The sequence below is a fragment of the Alicyclobacillus suci genome (genome assembly GCF_017329615.1).
GTDB lineage: Bacteria > Bacillota > Bacilli > Alicyclobacillales > Alicyclobacillaceae > Alicyclobacillus > Alicyclobacillus suci.
In genome coordinates this window covers 78412-96865 of the sequence record NZ_JAFMTW010000005.1, presented here as the reverse complement: position 1 = coordinate 96865, position 18454 = coordinate 78412, and the positions used below count along the sequence as shown (strand labels likewise).

The following is an 18454-nucleotide window of genomic DNA, read 5'->3' as shown; positions in this document are numbered from 1 at the left end:
CAAGGCTGCATCGAAGGAAGGACCGAAGGCGATAAACCCACGTCATCCAATCCACCATCACCAACAAATCTAATGTCAATTGACACTTTGCAGTTTATTTCAAGGTTTATTGGGTAGACTACGAATATCATCTCAACATGAACTGTTTTCTAGGAAGGTGTAAATCTAATGACAACGTATATCGTACTTGCGGGCGTGGTAGCAGGTATCTTTGCACTTAATCGTTACCTTCACATTCGAACCAAAAAGTTGGAACAAGCTATCCGCTCCATGAAGGTTTGACGACCACCATAACAACCAATGGAAAACACCGGCCTGACCCCACGTGCAGGCCGGTGTTTTATGTCTTAATGGTCAATATCCGGAAATTCTGGATGATGCGCACCAAAGTCGCGCTAGAGCGCCATATAAATTAGAATACCATGAAATCTATTGACTGAATAGCGTGACCCCGAAGACTATCCAATCTATCATATCTTACATCGACACCCGACATCATACGCCGGATGTCACGCGGGCTCGTTCATCCACTGTCGACGGCTCTAACGTGTAGAGACTATCCAATAAGTGGGCCTGGAATGTCCCTGGGCCATGTGCAAGCTTTGCTGCCTGTTCGGCAGCCACATTGTAACTCGTCACCGCGGCAATACATGCTTCTGCATATGTAGCAGGTGTACTCCCCGCTGGTACCACGCCGACGAACGCCCCTAACAGCGCCGTCAACATGCAGCCAGAACCGGTGATGTTCGACAAGAGCGAATGGCCATTTGCGAGCTGCCAGATATGCTCCCCGTCGGTGACGAAATCGACTGCACCAGTGGCAATCACCACCGTTCCTTGCTCGGCGGCGTACGCCTTCATAGCCATCGGCAAAGCGTCATCCGCCGCTAAGGCATCCACACCCTTCACTTGCCCAGGCAGCCCCAAAAGAACGCTCATCTCCCCCGCGTTCGCTCGCAACACCGCAAGTTTTACGTCGCGTATGAGGGTCTGCGCCATCTCTGTGCGATACGGTGTCGCGCCTACACCGACGGGATCAAATACGACAGGAACCCCTGCTGAATTGGCGGCACCACCGGCGATTCGCATCGCCTCGACCGTCTCTGGTGTCAAAGTTCCCATATTCAGTGCCAGTGCCGCCGCGATACGCGCCATATCTGCCACTTCCTCGTGCGCATATGCCATCACCGGTGAGGCACCGATGGATAAAAGCGCGTTCGCCGCCGTGTTGGTGACGACGAGGTTTGTGATATTGTGAACGAGCGGCCGATTTTGTCGGACCGCTGCCAACCAATGCCCCCATTGCATATGTATCCCTCCTGATGTCGTTCTCGGCAATGGATTACCAAGTGAGTCCACCACCAAATCAGTCGACGCGCGTCCAGTTTCGCCCATCGTAATAGTACGATCCGCCCGCCATCACCCCCGACATTGCCACCGGAATCGGCGTCGAGTGGTCAGTCGGCCCGTGACCGTGCCCGACGTCCCAGCCTCTTGCCCGAACAATTGCGTCGTAGATGAACGCCTTGGCTTGTGCAATCGCATCCAGTACCGGAGTACCGCTCGCGAGAAGTGCTGTGATAGCCGCAGAAAACGTACAGCCGGTCCCATGTGTGTTCACACTGTTCACACGAGGCGTGAGAAAATGTGTGAAGGTTCCCTGGGCATAGACGGTGTCAACAGCTACCCTTTGATGGGCGGCTGCTGGTAACCGCCAACCCTCGGCGTGTGCCACATCCAAATCCAAGTGGCCGCCCTTGACGACCACCACACCCGCACCCCATTGCGCCAAACGCGCTGCCGCCAAGTGTACGGAATCCCAGCTACTGACCGAGGCGCCTACCAGGACACCCGTCTCCGGGGCGTTTGGTGTGATAAGTGCAGCCATCGGCAACAGGCGCTCGCGAAGTGTCGCGATAGCCGAATCGTCCATCAGCTTCGTGCCACCTTTGGCGACCATCACCGGATCAATCACGAGCGGCCTCGCCACGGTGGCGGTCGCTGTACTTAAGACGTCCGCCACCGTGGCGATAATTGCTTCGTTAGCCAACATGCCTGTCTTCATCGCGTCAACACCCAAATCATGGATGACCGCCTGAAGTTGCGCCGCGACAAACTCAGGCGATGCCTCCATCACACCATGGACGCCTGTAGTGTTTTGCGCCGTCAGCGCCGTCACAACCGACATCCCATAGACGCCAAATTGGTGCATCGTCTTTAAATCAGCCTGAATTCCAGCGCCGCCGCCGCTATCTGAGCCTGCGATGGTCAGCGCCCGGAACACATGTCCCATCTCATCCGTACGCACCCGCATACCATCCTTTCTCACCAAAGGATTTAACATGGCGCCAAGGACCCTAATCACCAGTTCTCCAGGGTATACGCCATCTCGAAGAATCGTCGTTCCATGTGACAACTCACCAGGAAAATTTCTTGCATCGAAACGCGGTCTTCGTCACTCGCGCGCTCCGCGTACTCGTCAATCCAGCGACATAACGCCGTAAGCCCGAACAACATATCGTCGTTCGCGTAGAAAGCAATCCATTCGTAGAGCGGATGATCCTTGGTCGGTTGATCCCGGTGGACGATGTTCCGGGCGAGATCGACATACGTCCAGTGACAAGGCAAAACGGTTGCCAACACATCGCCAAGCGTCCCCGCCTGTGCACAAGCCAACATGTGCGACGCGTAATGATGCGCAGTGGGCGCCATCTTCGCACTTTGCTGCAAAGTTTCATACGACACATTCGCAAAGCGACACAAAGTCAAGTGAGGATGCACTTCTGCATTCAAAATGAAACCAATGCGCTCGTGAAACTCGCGCATCTCCGCCCGTGTACGGCACTTGGCGAGACCCAGGCTATAGACTTTGGCGTACGTGCTCAAATACAAGGAGTCTTGCTGGACATAATGGGTGATTTGCGCGGGTGAAAGAGCGGCCTCGGCAATCCCCCGAACAAACGGGTGATTTCTAATCGCCTCAAAAATTGGATCAGCTTCGCGACGAAGTTCTTCAGTAAACCGCAAAATAAAAAGCCTCCTTAATTCTAGGAGACCTTCGGGGAACGGAGGCGACGCCCCGCACGCAAACGGGAAAAACGTCGATTCCGTGCCACTTCCCTACGCTGGTATTACCCAGTTCAGGTGCTAAGGGTTCAAGGGTGGTTACCCTCGTCTCAGCATCAAGCGCCCCTAGTGGCTCCAATCATTTAATTATCTCTATTCTACCACAATCCACCATCGCCGCGCGAGCCGGTTACTCAGTATTTCTTGACGTTGTAGAGTTCTCTCACTAAATACCAAAATTGTGGGTACTCATTTCCCAAAACCCATACCGTAGCACCACGCAAACCGTATTCATCCACCAAGGACAACTTAATAGCCCCACTTTGGGCGTCGTCAAACCAGACGCTGTGTGCGGTTGACCCCGTCGTATACTCGAAATGCGGCGACTCCGACTGACGATCCCATTGAATCGCCGATTGCTCAGCCAAGGCCAGGTTTTGCGCGTCGTTGTTCGACAGCCCGCTGGCGCGTGTGCGCCCTTGTACGTACGGCAAAGGCCAGTCATACCCGTACAGGCTAAAGCCCATGAGAATTTTATTCGGATCAATCACAGACGTCGCATAGTCGAGCACAGCGCGAATCTGGTTGACTGGGGAGATGGCCATCGGTGGTCCGCTCCTCCCCAATGCACTGCACAAAGACGTGATTACAATGGACATTGGAAACGGTAATGTACCGCGATTTCACGATGTGGACCGACGCCCTTACACACTTGTACGCGATCCACAAAAAGCGCCAAAATCTCCTTCGTCAGATGTGGGTTGGGCGTCTGCTCGCACAGCTGGTTGACAAGTGTCTGCCGCGCCATCTCGCCTGCGTCCACGACCTGGTTGTCTTTTTTCAGCTCCACATGCAGCTTTTCCTTGGCCTGTTCAAGCGTTTGTATCCGGCGTTGAATCTCCTGATTTAAGCGCTCATATTGTTCACGCTGTATGATGCCGTCGGTATATTCGTCAAACAGCTTCTGCGACTTCGTAAATTGCCGTGCCAACGCCGCCTGAAGATTGTGAAGTTCCTTTTGTACATCGTGCTCAGGCAGCTTTGGATATGTCAGGCGTGCAAACGGGATCCATTCAAGTAAGTCCTTTCGGACTTGGGACAATACCGCCCGCTCCAGTGCCATTGCCCGGATATGCCCGCTCTGGCATGCAGAAGCCCCGCTCTCGCGTCGCCGCGCACATCGGTAATAGGCGGTGCCTGCTCGATTATACGTGATGGTCATGCGACTTCCACATGTACAGCGCAATAGCCCCTTGGTCAACCATTGTTGATTGCCCGTTGGCCCAGACGACACACGCTGCCGCTGTAAGCGCGCCTGCACTTGCAAAAACACCTCGCGCGGCACAATACCAGGATGTGCATCCTGACAAACGGTGAGCTGGTCCGAATCGGTCACATACACAGCCCGCTTGCGTCGCGCCAGAGGATTGGTCGCATCCGGCACAACCAATCGCTTTTCCCGGCGGCCATAGACCACATCTCCTTGGTACACCGGATTTCTCAATACCCTCGAGACATTGCGTTGTGTCCACAACGAACCGCGTTTTGTATAGCGTCCAGCCTGGTTTAAGGCTTCGGCGATTTTGCGCACGCCATACCCTTTCAGATACATCGCGAAAATATCCCGAATAGTAGGGGCAACCATTTCGTCCACAACGAGGTGCTTACTGTGAACATCGAGGATATACCCATCTGGAGGCTGCCCATTCCACTGACCTAACCTCGCTTTTTGAGCCACCCCCACCCGCACACGAATCGCCGTTTTTTCGGACTCCGCCTGAGCCAGTGCACTGTGTATGGTGAAAATAAACTCCGCACTATCGCGCGCGCTGTCAAAGTTTTCTTCCATAGAAAGCACACGGACACCTGAAGCCATCAATGCCCGCAGCATCACAAGCGCGTCGACCGTATCACGGGCAAAACGCGAAATTCCTTTAAACAACACGACGTCAAATGAATGCCGACGAGCGTCCATCAACAAGCGTTGCACCGCTGGTCGCTTGACCATACTCGTGCCCGTAACACCCTCGTCTAGATAAACAAAGTCCTCTGGCGTCGTCCACGGTGTCCCCTCTTCTAGGCTTCGCCGCCGAGCGTGTTCGCGGCAATAGGCAATCTGATGTTGGAGAGAGTCTCCCCGCAATTGAGCTTCATCTGACACACGCGCGTAAATTGCACAAAGAGTCATTCGGGCATCCACGATGTTTCACCGCTTGCTCCATCATGCGTGAGCGGATTGTCGTCGTTCAAATGGCTATCATTCAAATTTCGTTCGACGTAGATGAGGCGGTCGAGGAAATGTTGAGCCAATTCGTGTAACGCTTCCTCGCCGTACTCCAGCTTTACTACGGAAATTTGCATCTTCCTCATCTCCATCCCCCCATACGGAGATGGATATGTGAAGACGGTTTGTCCGCTTGCACCGCAAGTTTTTGCATAGTTGGTCGCACGTCCATAGAGTTCGCTCCGGCATCCCCATACGCTATTGGTAACAGTTTTCTGCCAATGGACGGGGGTGGCGTCAATATGAACGTCAGTGCCGTATTACTCGGTGCGTTGGTCGGGCTCGGCGCCAATCTCGATATCATGGACGCTGGTCCGGCAAACGGAGATGCAGCCCATCGACGCGCACCGCTGTTTTACACGATAATGGCCGTCATGTCGGGGATTGCCTCATTCACGGGCGATAGAAGCGCCGAGCGTATTAATCATTTTATTCCCATCGTCGCAGCGCGTCACCTCGGCTCAGGGGTACTTGTCGCCATCGGTATTTGGATCACGCTTCACGCCCTACGCAGTGACCGCCTTTCGCGAAATGCTGCCCCGCTTACGTTTCACACGCGAATGTTGGTCGGTCTCAGCCAAACACTCGCCAATTTAACCGTTGGATTTGGCATCGGCTTTTTGCACCTGCGTATTTGTTACACAATTGGTAGTGCCGCACTAGCCTGTGCCGTGTTCTGGTTAAACCCGCTGCACGTCGTCACCCACTGGCACACTCGGGTGAGCAGGCATGCGGGATTGATTGCGGGTATTCTGCTGGTTGTCGCGGGGCTCATCGTTTAGTTCCACGCGTCCTTTGGTGCGCCGCGTCAACGCCATCACAAGACCGCACAGGACAATGCTGCCCACCGTGATTTCTAGGCTCGCAAGCGCCTCTATGCTGTGCTGCGAAGACGCGTCAACCGTGACCAACGTCAACGAGGAGAAGGTCGTCAAGGAACCAATGAAACCAACGCCAATCCCAGTTTCTAACCAAACCATACGATGCACTGCGCACGCAGAGATTATGGCAAGCGCGATGGCTCCCACCGCATTCAAAATCAGAATACTCGTCAAGGAATCGCCACAAAAAAAGCGCAGTACACCGCCAACAAATCCGAATCCCATGATGTACAAAATCTTCATCAACTCCACCCCCTCTTACATGCAAAATGGCCCCTGCGAATCCCTTCGCAGGAGCCATTAACCCTTTCGGGTGATGTTGGTGAGCTCCATCACCGATGCAATTATGTTATACAGTATGCCGGTCCGCCCTACAATTGTGGGCGAAAAGCCAGGTCTGACAGAGATGGACGAATCAAAATTTACCGCCCTCACATCATCCTGATGACCTAGCGACCGACTTGCCAAATTTCGTTCGTTTCAGCAGCAGGCTGTTGGACACTACACTAACCGAGCTGAGTGCCATCGCTGCGCCGGCGATAATCGGGTTTAAGATACCTGCAGCTGCCAACGGAATGCCAATGACATTATAGAAAAAAGCCCAAAATAAATTTTGTCGAATTTTGCGCATGGTGGCCTTTGACAACTGGATGGCGTCCACTACGCCCTGTACTTTGGAGTGCATTAGCGCAATATCAGCCGCTTCCATCGCCACATCGGTACCTGTCCCCATCGCAATGCCGATGTCTGCAGCTGCTAACGCAGGTGCATCATTCAGGCCATCGCCAACCATGGCTACCACGTTGCCTTGCGCCTTGAGCTCCTGCACCTTTTTAAATTTTTCTTGTGGCATGACCCCTGCTAGCACATGTTCAATGCCAGCTTGCCGCGCGATGGCTGTAGCGGTTCTCACATTGTCACCAGTGACCATCCACACTTCTACACCCATATGTCGCAATTGGCCGACCGCGCGATGCGCATCCTCCTTTAGAGAATCCGCAATTGCGATAACGCCTAGAAGTTGTCTATCCTTTGCTACAAGTACGGTCGTTTTTGCTGACGTTTCGTATTCCGCAATCCGGTCCATCGGAACATCGTCGATGCCCTGTTCCAGGAACCAAAAGAGATTGCCAATGCAAATCCGTTGGCCGTCGATAGCCCCCTCAATCCCCTTGCCTGGAACTGCTTGGACACTGGTCGCCTCCGGCCAGGAAACTCGCTTGGCCTTCACATAGTCCACGATGGCCTTGCCCAGTGGATGTTCACTTTGCGACTCTAGCGCCGCTGCACTCTGTAGCAACGTCGCCTCAGACACGCCATTTACCGTCCAAAGCTCTGTTATCACAGGATGTCCCTTGGTCACCGTACCTGTCTTGTCAAATATCACCGTGTTGACCTGGTGTAGAAGTTCTAAATGCTCTCCACCTTTGATCAAAATGCCGTGTTCAGCACCGAGCCCCGTGCCAACCATAATGGCGGTAGGCGTAGCTAATCCCAATGAGCATGGGCAAGCGATGACGAGCACCGCAACCGCAGCGACAAGTGCATGAGACCAACCGCCGAAAATGCCCCATGCGAAAAATGTCAACAGGGCAATACCTAAGACAACCGGTACGAACACCCCAGAAATCTTGTCCGCAAGCCGCTGCACAGGCGCCTTGGAACCCTGTGCTTCATCCACCACGCGAATCACTTGTGCCAGTGCCGTGTCAGCACCGACCTTGGTCACGCGCATCGTGAACGCTTGTGTCTGGTTGACCGATGCACCGACAACTGCGGAATTTTCCGCTTTGGCTACTGGCATCGACTCGCCAGTTAAAAACGACTCATCCACCAGTGTCTGCCCGTTCACAATCACGCCGTCAGCGGGAATCTTTTCCCCTGGACGAACGCGTACGACGTCGCCAACTTGCAATTCCTCGACCGGCACGTCGTGTTCGCCGTCATCACGAATGACATGGGCTACACTTGCTCCGAGTTTCGCCAGTTCTTCAATCGCCGAACTCGATTTCCGTTTTGCCTGCGTCTCGAGCAGTTTCCCCATGTAGATAAGCGTAATGACTGTCGCACTACTGTCAAAATAGGTGTCTGTCCGCCCCAAAATCGTGAGGACTACACTATACACGTAAGCCACGGTAGTCCCTAATGTCACCAATACGTCCATGTTCGCGGCGCCACCGCGAAGCGCGTGATACGCACCTTTATAAAAACGCCAGCCGACAAAGAACTGAACCGGCGTGGCCAACATCAAGCTCCCCCAGTTTGGCATAAATGCATTCGCACCTGCCAACATCACAAACATTTGGATAACGAGCGGCAAGGTCAAAACAACCGAAAGTCCAAAGGTAGATAATTCGCGACGATACTGCTTGACCTTTTGCTCGCGCTCCATCTGTTCCAGTTCATCCGTGGCCACTTTGGCCGAATACCCTGCCTTTTCGACGGCTCGAATCACATCTTGTTCGGTTGCGACCCCCGGAAGATAAACAACCTTCCCCTTTTCCGACGCAAGATTGACATGAACCGACTCCACACCTTTTACGCGCGAAACGACCTTTTCGATGCGAGCCGAGCAGGCTGCGCAGGTCATTCCCTCAATGCGCAAGGTCAATTCTTTCGTGGGAACTGTATAGCCCGTTTTTTCGATGCGCAAAATCACATCGTCCCAATCGGTCTCTCCATTCAGGACGACATGTGCCCGTTCAGAAGCAAGATTGACATGGCATGATTGAACGCCAGGAAGTTTCGATACTGTTTTCTCAATCCGAGCCGCACAAGCAGCACAAGTCATTCCTTCAATGGGAAGCGTGGCTTCTCGTATTTGCTGGTTGTCAATTGCCATAACATCAGGGCACCTCCCTCACCCTTTGGTAAACTTTCGCACCACATCCATCAGCTCATCAATTTTTTCTTCGCCATCTGTACCATTTGTGAGTGCCTCTTTGACACAATGGTGAGTATGCGAATCCAAGAGATTCAACGCGACCTGATGTGTAGCACTCTTAACTGCTGCGAGTTGTGTGAGGATGTCCACACAATACCGGTCATCCTCAATCATCTTTTGAATTCCTCGTATTTGACCTTCAATTCGCTTTAACCGGCTAAGTAACGCCGCCTTATTCGCTCCATAGCTATGATTGTGTTCTGAACTCAAAAAACAGCACCTCACCCTTGCTGGCGAAAATGGGGCGATACCGTATCGCCCCATTCCCTCCATGAAGTTTACGCGACGTCGTAACCTGCGTCTTCAATCGCATCCTTCAAGTTGGCCATGCTTACTTTCGACTCATCAAACGTGACGGTTGCCTGATTTTGTTCCAGACTGACTTCCACTTTCTGTACCCCTTCAACCGCAGTAAGTGCCTTGGTCACAGAATTCACGCAACCACTGCAAGTCATTCCCTGAACCGGGATAGTCGTTGTAGTCATACGTCAACACCCCTTTCACCAATTACTATACCCCCGTACCGTATTCAAGTCAAATTGCTTGGCAATTCATTCAAATGAATGATCAAGACACAGGACAAAAGTTCATTTCTCCGTGAACCTTTTTCAATTCCGCCCGTCTATCTGTTTGTAACCCTTTTGTGAATACTGTTCGTATAGGAGTGATTTCATGTTTCATGTTGCATACGCAAACCCGTTTGATTTAACGCTATACCATTTGATAAACGGTTTAGCAGGACATCACCCGATGCTGGATAAAATCATGATCTTCTTTGCCAAGGACGCGCTCGAAATTTACGCTGTTTTATTTGTGATAGCTTTTTTCGCACTTCCGAAACGTGATGTTGAACACCGTCACGCCTTGGTGATGGCAGGTCTTTCAGGTATTTTGGCCCTCGTGATAAACGTCGTCATTTCTCACGTTTGGTTCCGCCCGCGCCCATTTACCGTTTTGCCACACGGAACCTACACAGAACTGGTTGCACATAACACCGACGCCTCCTTTCCGAGCGATCACGCATCAGGCAGTTGGGGCTTCGCAGGAGGCTCATGGGGACATAACACGAAACGCATCAGTCGCACATTTACGGTGATTGCAATCATCGTCATGTTTGCCCGCGTCTACGTTGGCGTTCACTACCCCACAGATGTATTAGCAGGTATGGTCGTTGGTATCCTTTCAGGGAAAATCATGTGGACATTTTCACGCTTCATATATCCCCTTTCCACCCGTATCGCGAAGATATTTAAGTTCGGTCCATCTGCAAGATCTGCCAAACAAAGCAAGGGGCGTTCTCACTTAGCATAACGAAAACTGGCGCAGGAATGCCTGCGCCGATTTGTTCATTCATCTCTCGACCTAAAAAAACTTATACGCGACAAACGCCACCACAATCCCAACAACGATACCCCCAGCAACTTCGCGCGGTGTATGCCCCTGACGCTTCCAGTGTCGAAATCGATCAAATACGGACAAGTCAATTTCTACGCCAGCATCGTGAATTTGCGACATCAGTTCATCTAAAATCATGGCTTGTTCACCCGCTTGGCGCCTTACACCAATCGCGTCATACATGACCACGACCGAGGATACAAAGGCAATCGCAAACCAAGGTGATTTCCAGCCAAATAGGAGCCACATACAAACGGTCAACGTGGTCATCAACGACGAATGCGAACTTGGCATTCCGCCACTGTTGGTAAACTGATGCCACTGCCAAGATTTTTGTCGGATACGAACAAATACGACCTTGGCAAATTGGGCAAGAAACATGGACATAAAAGATGCTACTAAAACAAATCCTCCAGCGTTACTCAATCGTCTTCCCCGTTTCCAATCACATCTATTCAATGACGAACTTACCGTCCTCATGATTCCGATGCCGCCTTGTGTTTACGCGAACGCCAAGTCCCCCACACCCATATCGTCGTCACACCAACCCCGATTAGCCAAAAGAAGCAAAATAAAAGAAGTCCGATAAACGGGATATTGCAAAACGCCACCATGAGACTAGAACCCAGTAAAGAGGTCAGCCAGGCTGGTCGTTCTATCCCCGAATTTCGCAATACCAACTTCCCTGCCCAGTGAGAAATCAAGGAAAAACCAACGGCCCCTGCAATGGCATAGAAGAAACCCAACACAAAGGCCAGCGGCAAACCAATCAGCGTCACAGCCAACAAAGCGATTATCGCCATCACCGCGACACTCACCAAAAAACCAGTGACGCCGGTTTTGCGAATCGAGTTATCAAGGATTCTCATGGGGATGGTTACATGATTGCGTAACCCAAGGGTTATCACAACTGATAACAGAACCACAGCGATACTGAGAACCAATAATCCTCCCCAGACGAGAACGGACAACAACCCACCTACGAAGATTCCGTTCCAAAATGGGGTACTAAGTGCCGCATGGTATAATGCATTGATATGGGCACCCGGCGCCTCGTGAATCGCCCCACCCAAGTCCACGACGATTCCTGCTCGTGCAGTTGACGTGAGTTGAACGTTGCCATTCACGACCACCAAAATTTCGTATACATCCCCTGATACTTTGACATCATTTCCGACGACGAGCACATCAGCAACTTCCTGCCCCTTCGGAATTGTAGTCAATTGCTGGCTGATAATCGAATGATTATCCCTCGCGACCAACGCGTTGCGAACATGAATAAATGGCACTACCGAAACAACAGCACACATGACAATCAACATCATCCAGGTTAGCCAACGCTTCATAGAACGACCTCACTTTGTAACGAGCGAAGCACCCGGGAAACGCCAAAAATTGAACTTCCCACAAGCACTATCGTCGAGAGCAAAATACAGACCATCCACCAGTGCCCCAAGGAAGCTGGAACAAAGCTCAAACCATTCAACACTGCCAGGAACAAGTGAAACAACACCCGGATGAACGTACCGACCGGTGAAAGGAGCACAGCTGCGAAGCCGCCAATTCCAATCAGCGCACAAGCTAAATAAAAAATGGAAAAACGTCGGACTTGACGCTCTTGATACACCCCAGCAATCTGTTGCATCACACTATCCTCAAAGTTTATCGGTGCAACTGTCCGATTCAACTGTTCAAAGACAAGCGCTGTCGTCTGTTGTAATTCCTTGACGAGTGCTTGACAGTCATAGCACTGCCGTAAGTGTTGTTCGACCCTGTTTCGCTTGTCTATTTCCAGCGCATCATCGACGTAAGCTGTTAAATACATCTGGATTTCGTGGCAACTCATCCGTTGTCGCCCCTTTCGTCTTGTAAGAGTTGACGAAGATGCATCCTTGCGTTGTGCAATCTCGACCGCACTGTGCCGATTGGAATGCCGAGAATCTGTGCAATTTCTTCATAGTCGAAGCCATTGACCCGCAAAATGGTGACCACGCGATGTTCTTCGCTTAAATGTCCCAAAGCATTCTCCAAATCTAATCGAATATTTGCGGCACGATGGATATCGTCGTTCACAACAAACTTTTCCGAATCGAGTTCTACAGTTTGGTTTTTCCGCTTTGATTGTATAAAGTCCAATGCAGTTCGTGTTGCGATTTGTGCTAACCACGAAGGAAAAGTCCGCGCATCGCGCAGCCCAGCGAGTGCACGATATGCCTTGATAAATACCTCTTGTGCAACATCTTCGCTATCCTGACGATTCTGTAGTATGGCAAGAACAGTCCGATAGACAAAGTTTTTATAATTTCTCACAATGGCTGTAAACGCTTCTGTGCTTCCCTTGCGTGCGTGTCGAATCAGATCAATATCATTTTGGTTCAAATACGGACCACCCCCTCTACCAGGTGCACATGCGTTTCCCGCGACGCGAGCCATAGTCGTTACAATGTCTATGGACGGTCAAGTTATTCAAAACGTTCATCTCGATTTGAATAAAATCTCGCAATGGCAATGAAGGAGCAAAGACGAGGAGAGGTGTTTTGGGGGCTACTCAAAGTTATCTTCATTCCTGCCGTCAACAGCCAGGGTCAACAGCCAGCTAGGTGTAGTGCGTTGGTGGTCATCGGAGGTCCACCGACCCACCCCCATTCATACGTCATTAACATCAAGAAATCGACTTCTTCACCCAAAGTCTGATAGTCAAATGCACCCATCCAAGACTGATTTGGATTGTCCGCCGTCTTTGGCCCCATTGCAATGGAAACCGATAGACCTCTCACGTGCAGACTATCACGCAATGCAGCGATGAACTGGTTATACAGTTGCCGATCCGTCGGCTGCATGTGCTCGAAATCGACATTTACCCCACCGTACCCTTTGTTGCGACAGGTAGAGACCAAATTATCAATAACGCGCCGCCGAATCGACGCATTCGCCAAAATCGTATGGGCCAACGTCGGGCTAAAGTTGGTGCCGTCAAAGTTTGTTACCGTGAGGAGGGGGCGAATCTGTTGCTGACGTGCTGATGTCAATGCGATATCGTCCTTTGGCGCCTCCAGGCTGCCGTCCGCGCGGGCCTGATAACTAAACGAGCAAAAGTATGTCAAATACGAAAGTTCCTGAAGAATCTGAGCATCGGACGGCGTTCCGGACGGAAGCAAATACCCATTGACCTCAATGGTACGCTTAGTCGTCCGCCGCGCTGGGAGATAAATTCTCGTTCCAGCGGCAAGTGTTGCGTCTGCACGATAACCCGTCCACTGGCTAAACAATTCAGGCGTCAAGCCGAATTTTGCGGCCACCGACTTCGGTGTATCACCGCTTTGTACGACATAGGACTGCACCGCCATCGGATTCCCACCGGGAATCAGCAGTGCCAAACCGGGTACGATGACGTTGCGCGTGGGAAGCTCATTGTAATGGATGAGATCACGTACGGTCACCCCATAATTTTGAGCAATTTGTTCAAGCGTCTCACCTGAGCGGACGCGATGTATACGCATGGCGGCATATCCTCCTATCCATCCATCCTTCCGTCTAACCTATGCAACAGCCGCCCAAATGGCTATTTGATGACGCTGACAATTGCTCGGGCAATAATTTGTCACGTTTTGTCCTATTCCCCCGACAAAGAAACGCGTTTCGCCGTCTCCTTGTTGCGAACGAATATCTCCGCATTGTCGGTTTGATATACCACATGCCAGTCTGGATTATTACTGAGATACACGCTCAAGGCGTATCCAGGCGGCAAAATGGCCGAGTTAAATCCGTATTGATCTAACAATTCTGGTGCATCCCAAGCCAAGTTCTGAAGGTCCATATAATCCTGAAACGTATTGTTTTCAAGAAAGATATCCGTTCGACCATCGACAAACGTCGGGATGTGCTCGTAAATCAAATAACCGCCAAAATCATACGCATTTAAGAGTGGACCCGGTATATCATGCTGCTTAAGGTAGTTCACTGCGTCAATGGGATATGCGTTCGCAGAAAAATGCTTATCTACCGACCCGCGAAGATTCGGTACCGCAACGAAAAAATCGACGACTACCCCACACATTAAAATACCGAGCACATAACGAAACATCCGTGAAGGATGCAAAAGACCCCGCAAGCAATCAGAGAGTCCAAACGCAATTAAAGGTGCCCCAGCGATGGCGAGATACGGCATAAATCGCTGATACACAAGCGTTAACGCAAAACAGCCGCCAAAGTACAACACGTATTTAAGCGGAACCGAACGTTTTCGAAGAATGAGCAAGATGAGCACAAGTGCCACAAACGGAATCACACCGTACTTGTAGTACTGATTATGAAAGTCAGGCGAGTGCCACTCGTTAATGCTGTTGACCATCAACGAGTTATTCGATAATAACGCGTACGTAAATTCGTGATATGTGTTTGGATTTAGAAACCCAATGGCAACCGCGACGACAGCAGTCAGCAACAGGTACATCCGCGCCCGATTTGACAACGACAAACGAGATAGGCGACCGACATTCGGAATCAAGCTCATCACCGCTTCAAATACCAACATGATAATACCGATGCTGACGGACGCGTGCGCGTTCGCCCAAATGAGAATAAGCGGTGGCACCAGCCACAAGGCCTTGAGATACCCATGTTCCACGCGCGACAATATCCACAAAAAGATGGCGAACATCGTATAGGAAATCAATTGCGGGCGCAGCACCCAAAAATCGAGGCCAGCTGCCGTACCCAGACTGGCGGCGACAGCGGAAAAAATGCGCTGTCCCGCAGAGACGTCACAGCAAAGTCGATATAGTACCAAGACGGTTGCGGTATGGAGGAATACTGCCAGTGCCCAGATGCCAATAAACCCAGCGTGTTGCGCAAGCCAGGCAAGTACCACTTCAAACAGCCACTCCTGGGTCACCCACGGTTTACCTCGCATCGACCAAGAAAACGGATCTGTCGTCGGAATCGCGTGATGCGCCAAAATATACTGGCCAGTGGCTAAGTGCCAAGGGGTGTCGGGATCAGTCAAAGGCGCCCCGGCGTGGATAGCAAAGAAACAAATCCACGCGAGCAAGAGCAACAGTTCAATACGCATCACAGACTCTAGCTTACGCAACCAATTCACCGACGACTCACCTCATTGGGTTTCTGTCACGCGACTGTAATTCGACAAACATCGTGGACATACAGGTCAGCGCAAAAGGCATAACGAGCATGCCAATGATGGCTGCAATGAGCAATTGCGTGCCCGCCGATTGAAAGAACATGTCGCCAATCAGTGTCATAAACACCTGCGCCACAAAACAGACGATGGACAGCATGACATAAAACCCGAGCAATTGTCCGCTGCGGGATTTCGTCAAACGCCAGGAACGGGCCATTGCGCGGAAAAACGATAAACCTTCGACGACCACAATCGCTGGTAAAAACGAAAACCGAATAAAGTACACAACGACGCCCACAATGAACCCCAACGTTCCCAAAATGGCGATAACCGTCGCCAATACACCAAGCGCAGCGCCTAAATAGTAGGTGACAAGCGACAGCAGTTCCATGTAACACACAGCCAATACGAGATATATGACGATTGCCAACAGCAACGTGGCCATATTGGGGAACAAACGCCGGAACGCCGCATTCCCGGCGTCCGCAATGGTCGTCTCCTGGCCATGCTGTAGAGACTTACTGCTCATCTGCGCAATCATGCCGTAGAGGATAGGCAGCACCAGAAGCATGAAGACGGCGGACAGGACGAACATCCAGACCTCTGTGCGAACGGAGACCACCGTCGATAAGGCGCTCCACACATCACCTTTTTGCTCCATATCCTGAACAATTTGATCCGCCTGATCATCGGTGAGCAAAAAATGCGTTCTGACATACGCACTCGCGATATAGTATGGAAATAAAATGGCCACCGCAGTGCCAATTAAGAAGCGAAACCTCCGGCGATATAGCAGGAAACTCTGCTCAAACACGTCGCGGACGGATCGCGGTTTTTGTACTTGCAATGGGAATCCCCCTTTGTGTCAACCGCAAACAAGACAAGGTTCGCGACCATAGACATCATAGCACAAGGCGCCCACTGGATGGATCTACGCGCCCCTTACAGCGGCCGAGTATCCCGTGTACCAGCTTCTACGCCACTCTCTGCATCGAGCATGGCATACAGTCCTGACGCAGCGACCAGCTGTTCATGCGTGCCCTGCTCGACCAGACGGCCTTTGTCCAATACGAGGATATTGTCCGCACGACGGATGGTGGATAGCCGATGGGCGATAACCATAGTCGTCCGAGCCTCCGCTACCGTGTGCAACCCACGTTGTACAAGTTCCTCCGTTTGACTGTCGAGACTGGCCGTGGCCTCATCCAATATGAGAATTCGAGGATTGAGTGCCACAATGCGCGCAAACGAAATCAACTGTCGCTCGCCAGCCGACAAATTCGATCCTTTACCATACAGTTGCGTCGCATAACCATTTGGCAGACGCCGGATGAGCGCATCGGCACCGACAATTTCAGCCGCTTCATGTACTTTTGCATCGGAGATGTCCTCGCGAAACAGCCGAATGTTATCCGCTACCGTCCCCGTAAAGAGGCTGACATCCTGCTGGACAATACCGATGATGCGGTGTAAATCGGCTTGTGCGTAAGCGCGAATAGAAATACCGTCTACTGTGATGTCCCCCGCCTGTGGTTCGTAGAACCGCGTTAATAGACTCATCACCGAACTCTTTCCAGCCCCTGTTGCGCCCACCACACCGACGAACTGTCCAGGTTCAATCACAAAGTTGATGTCTCTCAGTACTGGCTGTTCTGGCTGATAACCGAACGTGACATGATGAAATTCAATTCGACCGCGGACATTCTCCGGATTGACTTTCACGGGCTCTGGCGCATCCACAATTTCCGGCTGCACAGCCAACACTTGACCGATTCTATCTGCAGCCACCATCGAGGACTGAAGTGTATTCCACTGTTGTGTCATGGCGTTAATCGGTTGAAAAAACTGCTGGATATACCGAATGAACGCATACAAAGTCCCGAAGGCAATCCAGTGTTTCAACACGGCCCCGCCACCCATCCAGACGACCGCCGCCACAGCGATATTGCCGAGTACCTCAAACGCCCGATTAAACCAAACCGATGTACGGTACTCGTAGACATTGGCTTGGCGGTGTGACTCGTTGAGTTCCTCAAACGCGCGAGATTGGCGCTCCTCCTGGTGAAAAATTTGAATGATGCGCATGCCTGCAAGATTTTCGGCCAGAAAGGCATTGACGTTCGACAAACGCGTTCGCGTGGTTTGATAGGCTCTTCGCAACTGACCGCGAAATCCAAACGAGATGGCGAAGATAATCGGAATCAGCACCATGCAATACAACGCAATCCGCCCATTGAGCTCAAACATAGCAACAACAATCATGATGATGCTGAGCCCATCGCGAATCAAACTTAGAAAGAAGTTCGTGAAAAACTGACTGACGGTTTCTGTGTCGTTCGATACATTGGTCACGAGGCGTCCGACAGCCCGTGTATCGAAGAAGCGCATAGCTTGCCGCTCAATGTGCGAGAACAGGGATAAGCGAATTGTCCGAATGACGTTTTGCCCTGCATTTTGCAATAACACGGTCTGGGCAAAATTGGCCGCGACACCGATAATGACAACGCCTACGTAAATCAACGCAATCACCAAAACCCCATGATAATTAGGATGTTTCGTCGAGATGTCGCTGTCAATGGCCACTTTGACGAGATACGGCTGCATCACGGTCGACGCGTTGAAAATGACAACCAATACGAGCACCAACGCAAATTGCCAAACATAGGGTTTCGCGTATGGAAGCAGTCGCCCGAGGCTAGACACGCCCGCCTTGCGCCGCTGTCTGTCCGCAGATGAATCCATCG

Annotated in this window: 20 protein-coding genes and 2 riboswitches; of the genes, 2 read left to right on the top strand and 18 right to left on the bottom strand. The window is 51.5% G+C overall.

The annotated features are described in order from the left end of the window. Positions 1 to 495 precede the first annotated feature (495 nt). The 6 genes from thiM to J3482_RS04295 form a co-directional block, all read right to left on the bottom strand. Positions 496 to 1308: a hydroxyethylthiazole kinase gene (thiM, locus tag J3482_RS04320; RefSeq protein WP_146821215.1), complete on the bottom strand. Its 813-nt coding sequence runs from the start codon at positions 1306 to 1308 to the stop codon at positions 496 to 498. Positions 1309 to 1366: 58 nt separating this feature from the next. Next, positions 1367 to 2293, bottom strand: a complete 927-nt coding sequence (gene thiD, locus J3482_RS04315; protein ID WP_146821448.1) for a bifunctional hydroxymethylpyrimidine kinase/phosphomethylpyrimidine kinase — start codon at positions 2291 to 2293, stop codon at positions 1367 to 1369. A 68-nt stretch (positions 2294 to 2361) separates the two neighbouring features. Further along, positions 2362 to 3027: a thiaminase II gene (gene tenA / locus J3482_RS04310; protein ID WP_146821217.1), complete on the bottom strand. Its 666-nt coding sequence runs from the start codon at positions 3025 to 3027 to the stop codon at positions 2362 to 2364. A 73-nt stretch (positions 3028 to 3100) separates the two neighbouring features. Then, positions 3101 to 3204: riboswitch (TPP riboswitch) on the bottom strand. Positions 3205 to 3260: 56 nt separating this feature from the next. Further along, complete coding sequence (locus J3482_RS04305) at positions 3261 to 3671, bottom strand: glycosyl hydrolase family 18 protein (RefSeq protein ID WP_223203960.1); 411 nt, start codon at positions 3669 to 3671, stop codon at positions 3261 to 3263. A 41-nt stretch (positions 3672 to 3712) separates the two neighbouring features. Further along, a complete protein-coding gene (locus J3482_RS04300; protein ID WP_146821222.1) occupies positions 3713 to 5254 on the bottom strand; it encodes a recombinase family protein in 1542 nt (513 codons plus the stop codon). Continuing rightward, on the bottom strand, positions 5251 to 5436 hold the full coding sequence (locus J3482_RS04295; RefSeq protein ID WP_146821224.1) for a hypothetical protein: 186 nt from the start codon (positions 5434 to 5436) through the stop codon (positions 5251 to 5253). The genes J3482_RS04300 and J3482_RS04295 overlap by 4 nt, the downstream gene beginning before the upstream one ends. Positions 5437 to 5592: 156 nt before the next feature. Here J3482_RS04295 and J3482_RS04290 point away from each other — a divergent pair, with 156 nt between their 5' ends. Beyond that, positions 5593 to 6132 (top strand): manganese efflux pump, encoded by a 540-nt coding sequence (locus tag J3482_RS04290; RefSeq protein WP_188332082.1) that lies wholly within the window; start codon positions 5593 to 5595, stop codon positions 6130 to 6132. Here the strand turns inward: J3482_RS04290 and J3482_RS04285 are convergent. The 4 genes from J3482_RS04285 to copZ all read right to left on the bottom strand — a co-directional run bounded on the left by J3482_RS04285 (position 6031) and on the right by copZ (position 9660). Further along, on the bottom strand, positions 6031 to 6474 hold the full coding sequence (locus J3482_RS04285; protein WP_146821228.1) for a fluoride efflux transporter FluC: 444 nt from the start codon (positions 6472 to 6474) through the stop codon (positions 6031 to 6033). The genes J3482_RS04290 and J3482_RS04285 overlap by 102 nt on opposite strands. 41 nt (positions 6475 to 6515) lie before the next feature. Further along, a riboswitch (Fluoride riboswitch) is annotated at positions 6516 to 6577 on the bottom strand. Positions 6578 to 6667: 90 nt separating this feature from the next. Further along, positions 6668 to 9073 (bottom strand): heavy metal translocating P-type ATPase, encoded by a 2406-nt coding sequence (locus J3482_RS04280; protein WP_146821230.1) that lies wholly within the window; start codon positions 9071 to 9073, stop codon positions 6668 to 6670. Positions 9074 to 9091: 18 nt separating this feature from the next. Further along, positions 9092 to 9385: a metal-sensitive transcriptional regulator gene (locus J3482_RS04275; RefSeq protein ID WP_223203961.1), complete on the bottom strand. Its 294-nt coding sequence runs from the start codon at positions 9383 to 9385 to the stop codon at positions 9092 to 9094. Positions 9386 to 9453: 68 nt separating this feature from the next. Continuing rightward, positions 9454 to 9660 (bottom strand): copper chaperone CopZ, encoded by a 207-nt coding sequence (copZ, locus tag J3482_RS04270; RefSeq protein ID WP_146821234.1) that lies wholly within the window; start codon positions 9658 to 9660, stop codon positions 9454 to 9456. Positions 9661 to 9847: 187 nt separating this feature from the next. On the opposite strand from copZ, the gene J3482_RS04265 reads away from it, so the two are divergent. Further along, positions 9848 to 10486, top strand: coding sequence for a phosphatase PAP2 family protein (locus J3482_RS04265; protein WP_206918980.1), 639 nt, complete (start codon positions 9848 to 9850; stop codon positions 10484 to 10486). Positions 10487 to 10537: 51 nt separating this feature from the next. On the opposite strand, the gene J3482_RS04260 is transcribed toward J3482_RS04265, so the two are convergent. From J3482_RS04260 to J3482_RS04225, 8 genes are all read right to left on the bottom strand, one after another. After that, positions 10538 to 10996 carry a divergent PAP2 family protein gene (locus tag J3482_RS04260; protein WP_188332083.1) on the bottom strand — a complete coding sequence of 153 codons (459 nt, stop codon included), beginning with the start codon at positions 10994 to 10996 and terminating at the stop codon, positions 10538 to 10540. A 50-nt stretch (positions 10997 to 11046) separates the two neighbouring features. Next, positions 11047 to 11916: a hypothetical protein gene (locus J3482_RS04255; RefSeq protein WP_206922105.1), complete on the bottom strand. Its 870-nt coding sequence runs from the start codon at positions 11914 to 11916 to the stop codon at positions 11047 to 11049. After that, a complete protein-coding gene (locus tag J3482_RS04250) occupies positions 11913 to 12416 on the bottom strand; it encodes an anti-sigma factor family protein (protein WP_206922104.1) in 504 nt (167 codons plus the stop codon). The genes J3482_RS04255 and J3482_RS04250 overlap by 4 nt, the downstream gene beginning before the upstream one ends. Continuing rightward, a complete protein-coding gene (locus J3482_RS04245) occupies positions 12413 to 12949 on the bottom strand; it encodes an RNA polymerase sigma factor (protein WP_146821243.1) in 537 nt (178 codons plus the stop codon). The genes J3482_RS04250 and J3482_RS04245 overlap by 4 nt, the downstream gene beginning before the upstream one ends. Positions 12950 to 13155: 206 nt before the next feature. Then, positions 13156 to 14070 (bottom strand): LysM peptidoglycan-binding domain-containing protein, encoded by a 915-nt coding sequence (locus J3482_RS04240; protein ID WP_206922103.1) that lies wholly within the window; start codon positions 14068 to 14070, stop codon positions 13156 to 13158. A gap of 113 nt (positions 14071 to 14183) precedes the next feature. Next, positions 14184 to 15671 carry a hypothetical protein gene (locus J3482_RS04235; RefSeq protein ID WP_223203962.1) on the bottom strand — a complete coding sequence of 496 codons (1488 nt, stop codon included), beginning with the start codon at positions 15669 to 15671 and terminating at the stop codon, positions 14184 to 14186. Positions 15672 to 15678: 7 nt separating this feature from the next. Continuing rightward, the gene (locus J3482_RS04230) at positions 15679 to 16557 is read right to left on the bottom strand and encodes a DUF7847 domain-containing protein (RefSeq protein ID WP_146821247.1); all 879 of its coding nucleotides are present in this window, start codon (positions 16555 to 16557) and stop codon (positions 15679 to 15681) included. A gap of 95 nt (positions 16558 to 16652) precedes the next feature. Continuing rightward, positions 16653 to 18452 carry an ABC transporter ATP-binding protein gene (locus J3482_RS04225; RefSeq protein ID WP_146821452.1) on the bottom strand — a complete coding sequence of 600 codons (1800 nt, stop codon included), beginning with the start codon at positions 18450 to 18452 and terminating at the stop codon, positions 16653 to 16655. Positions 18453 to 18454 lie beyond the last annotated feature (2 nt).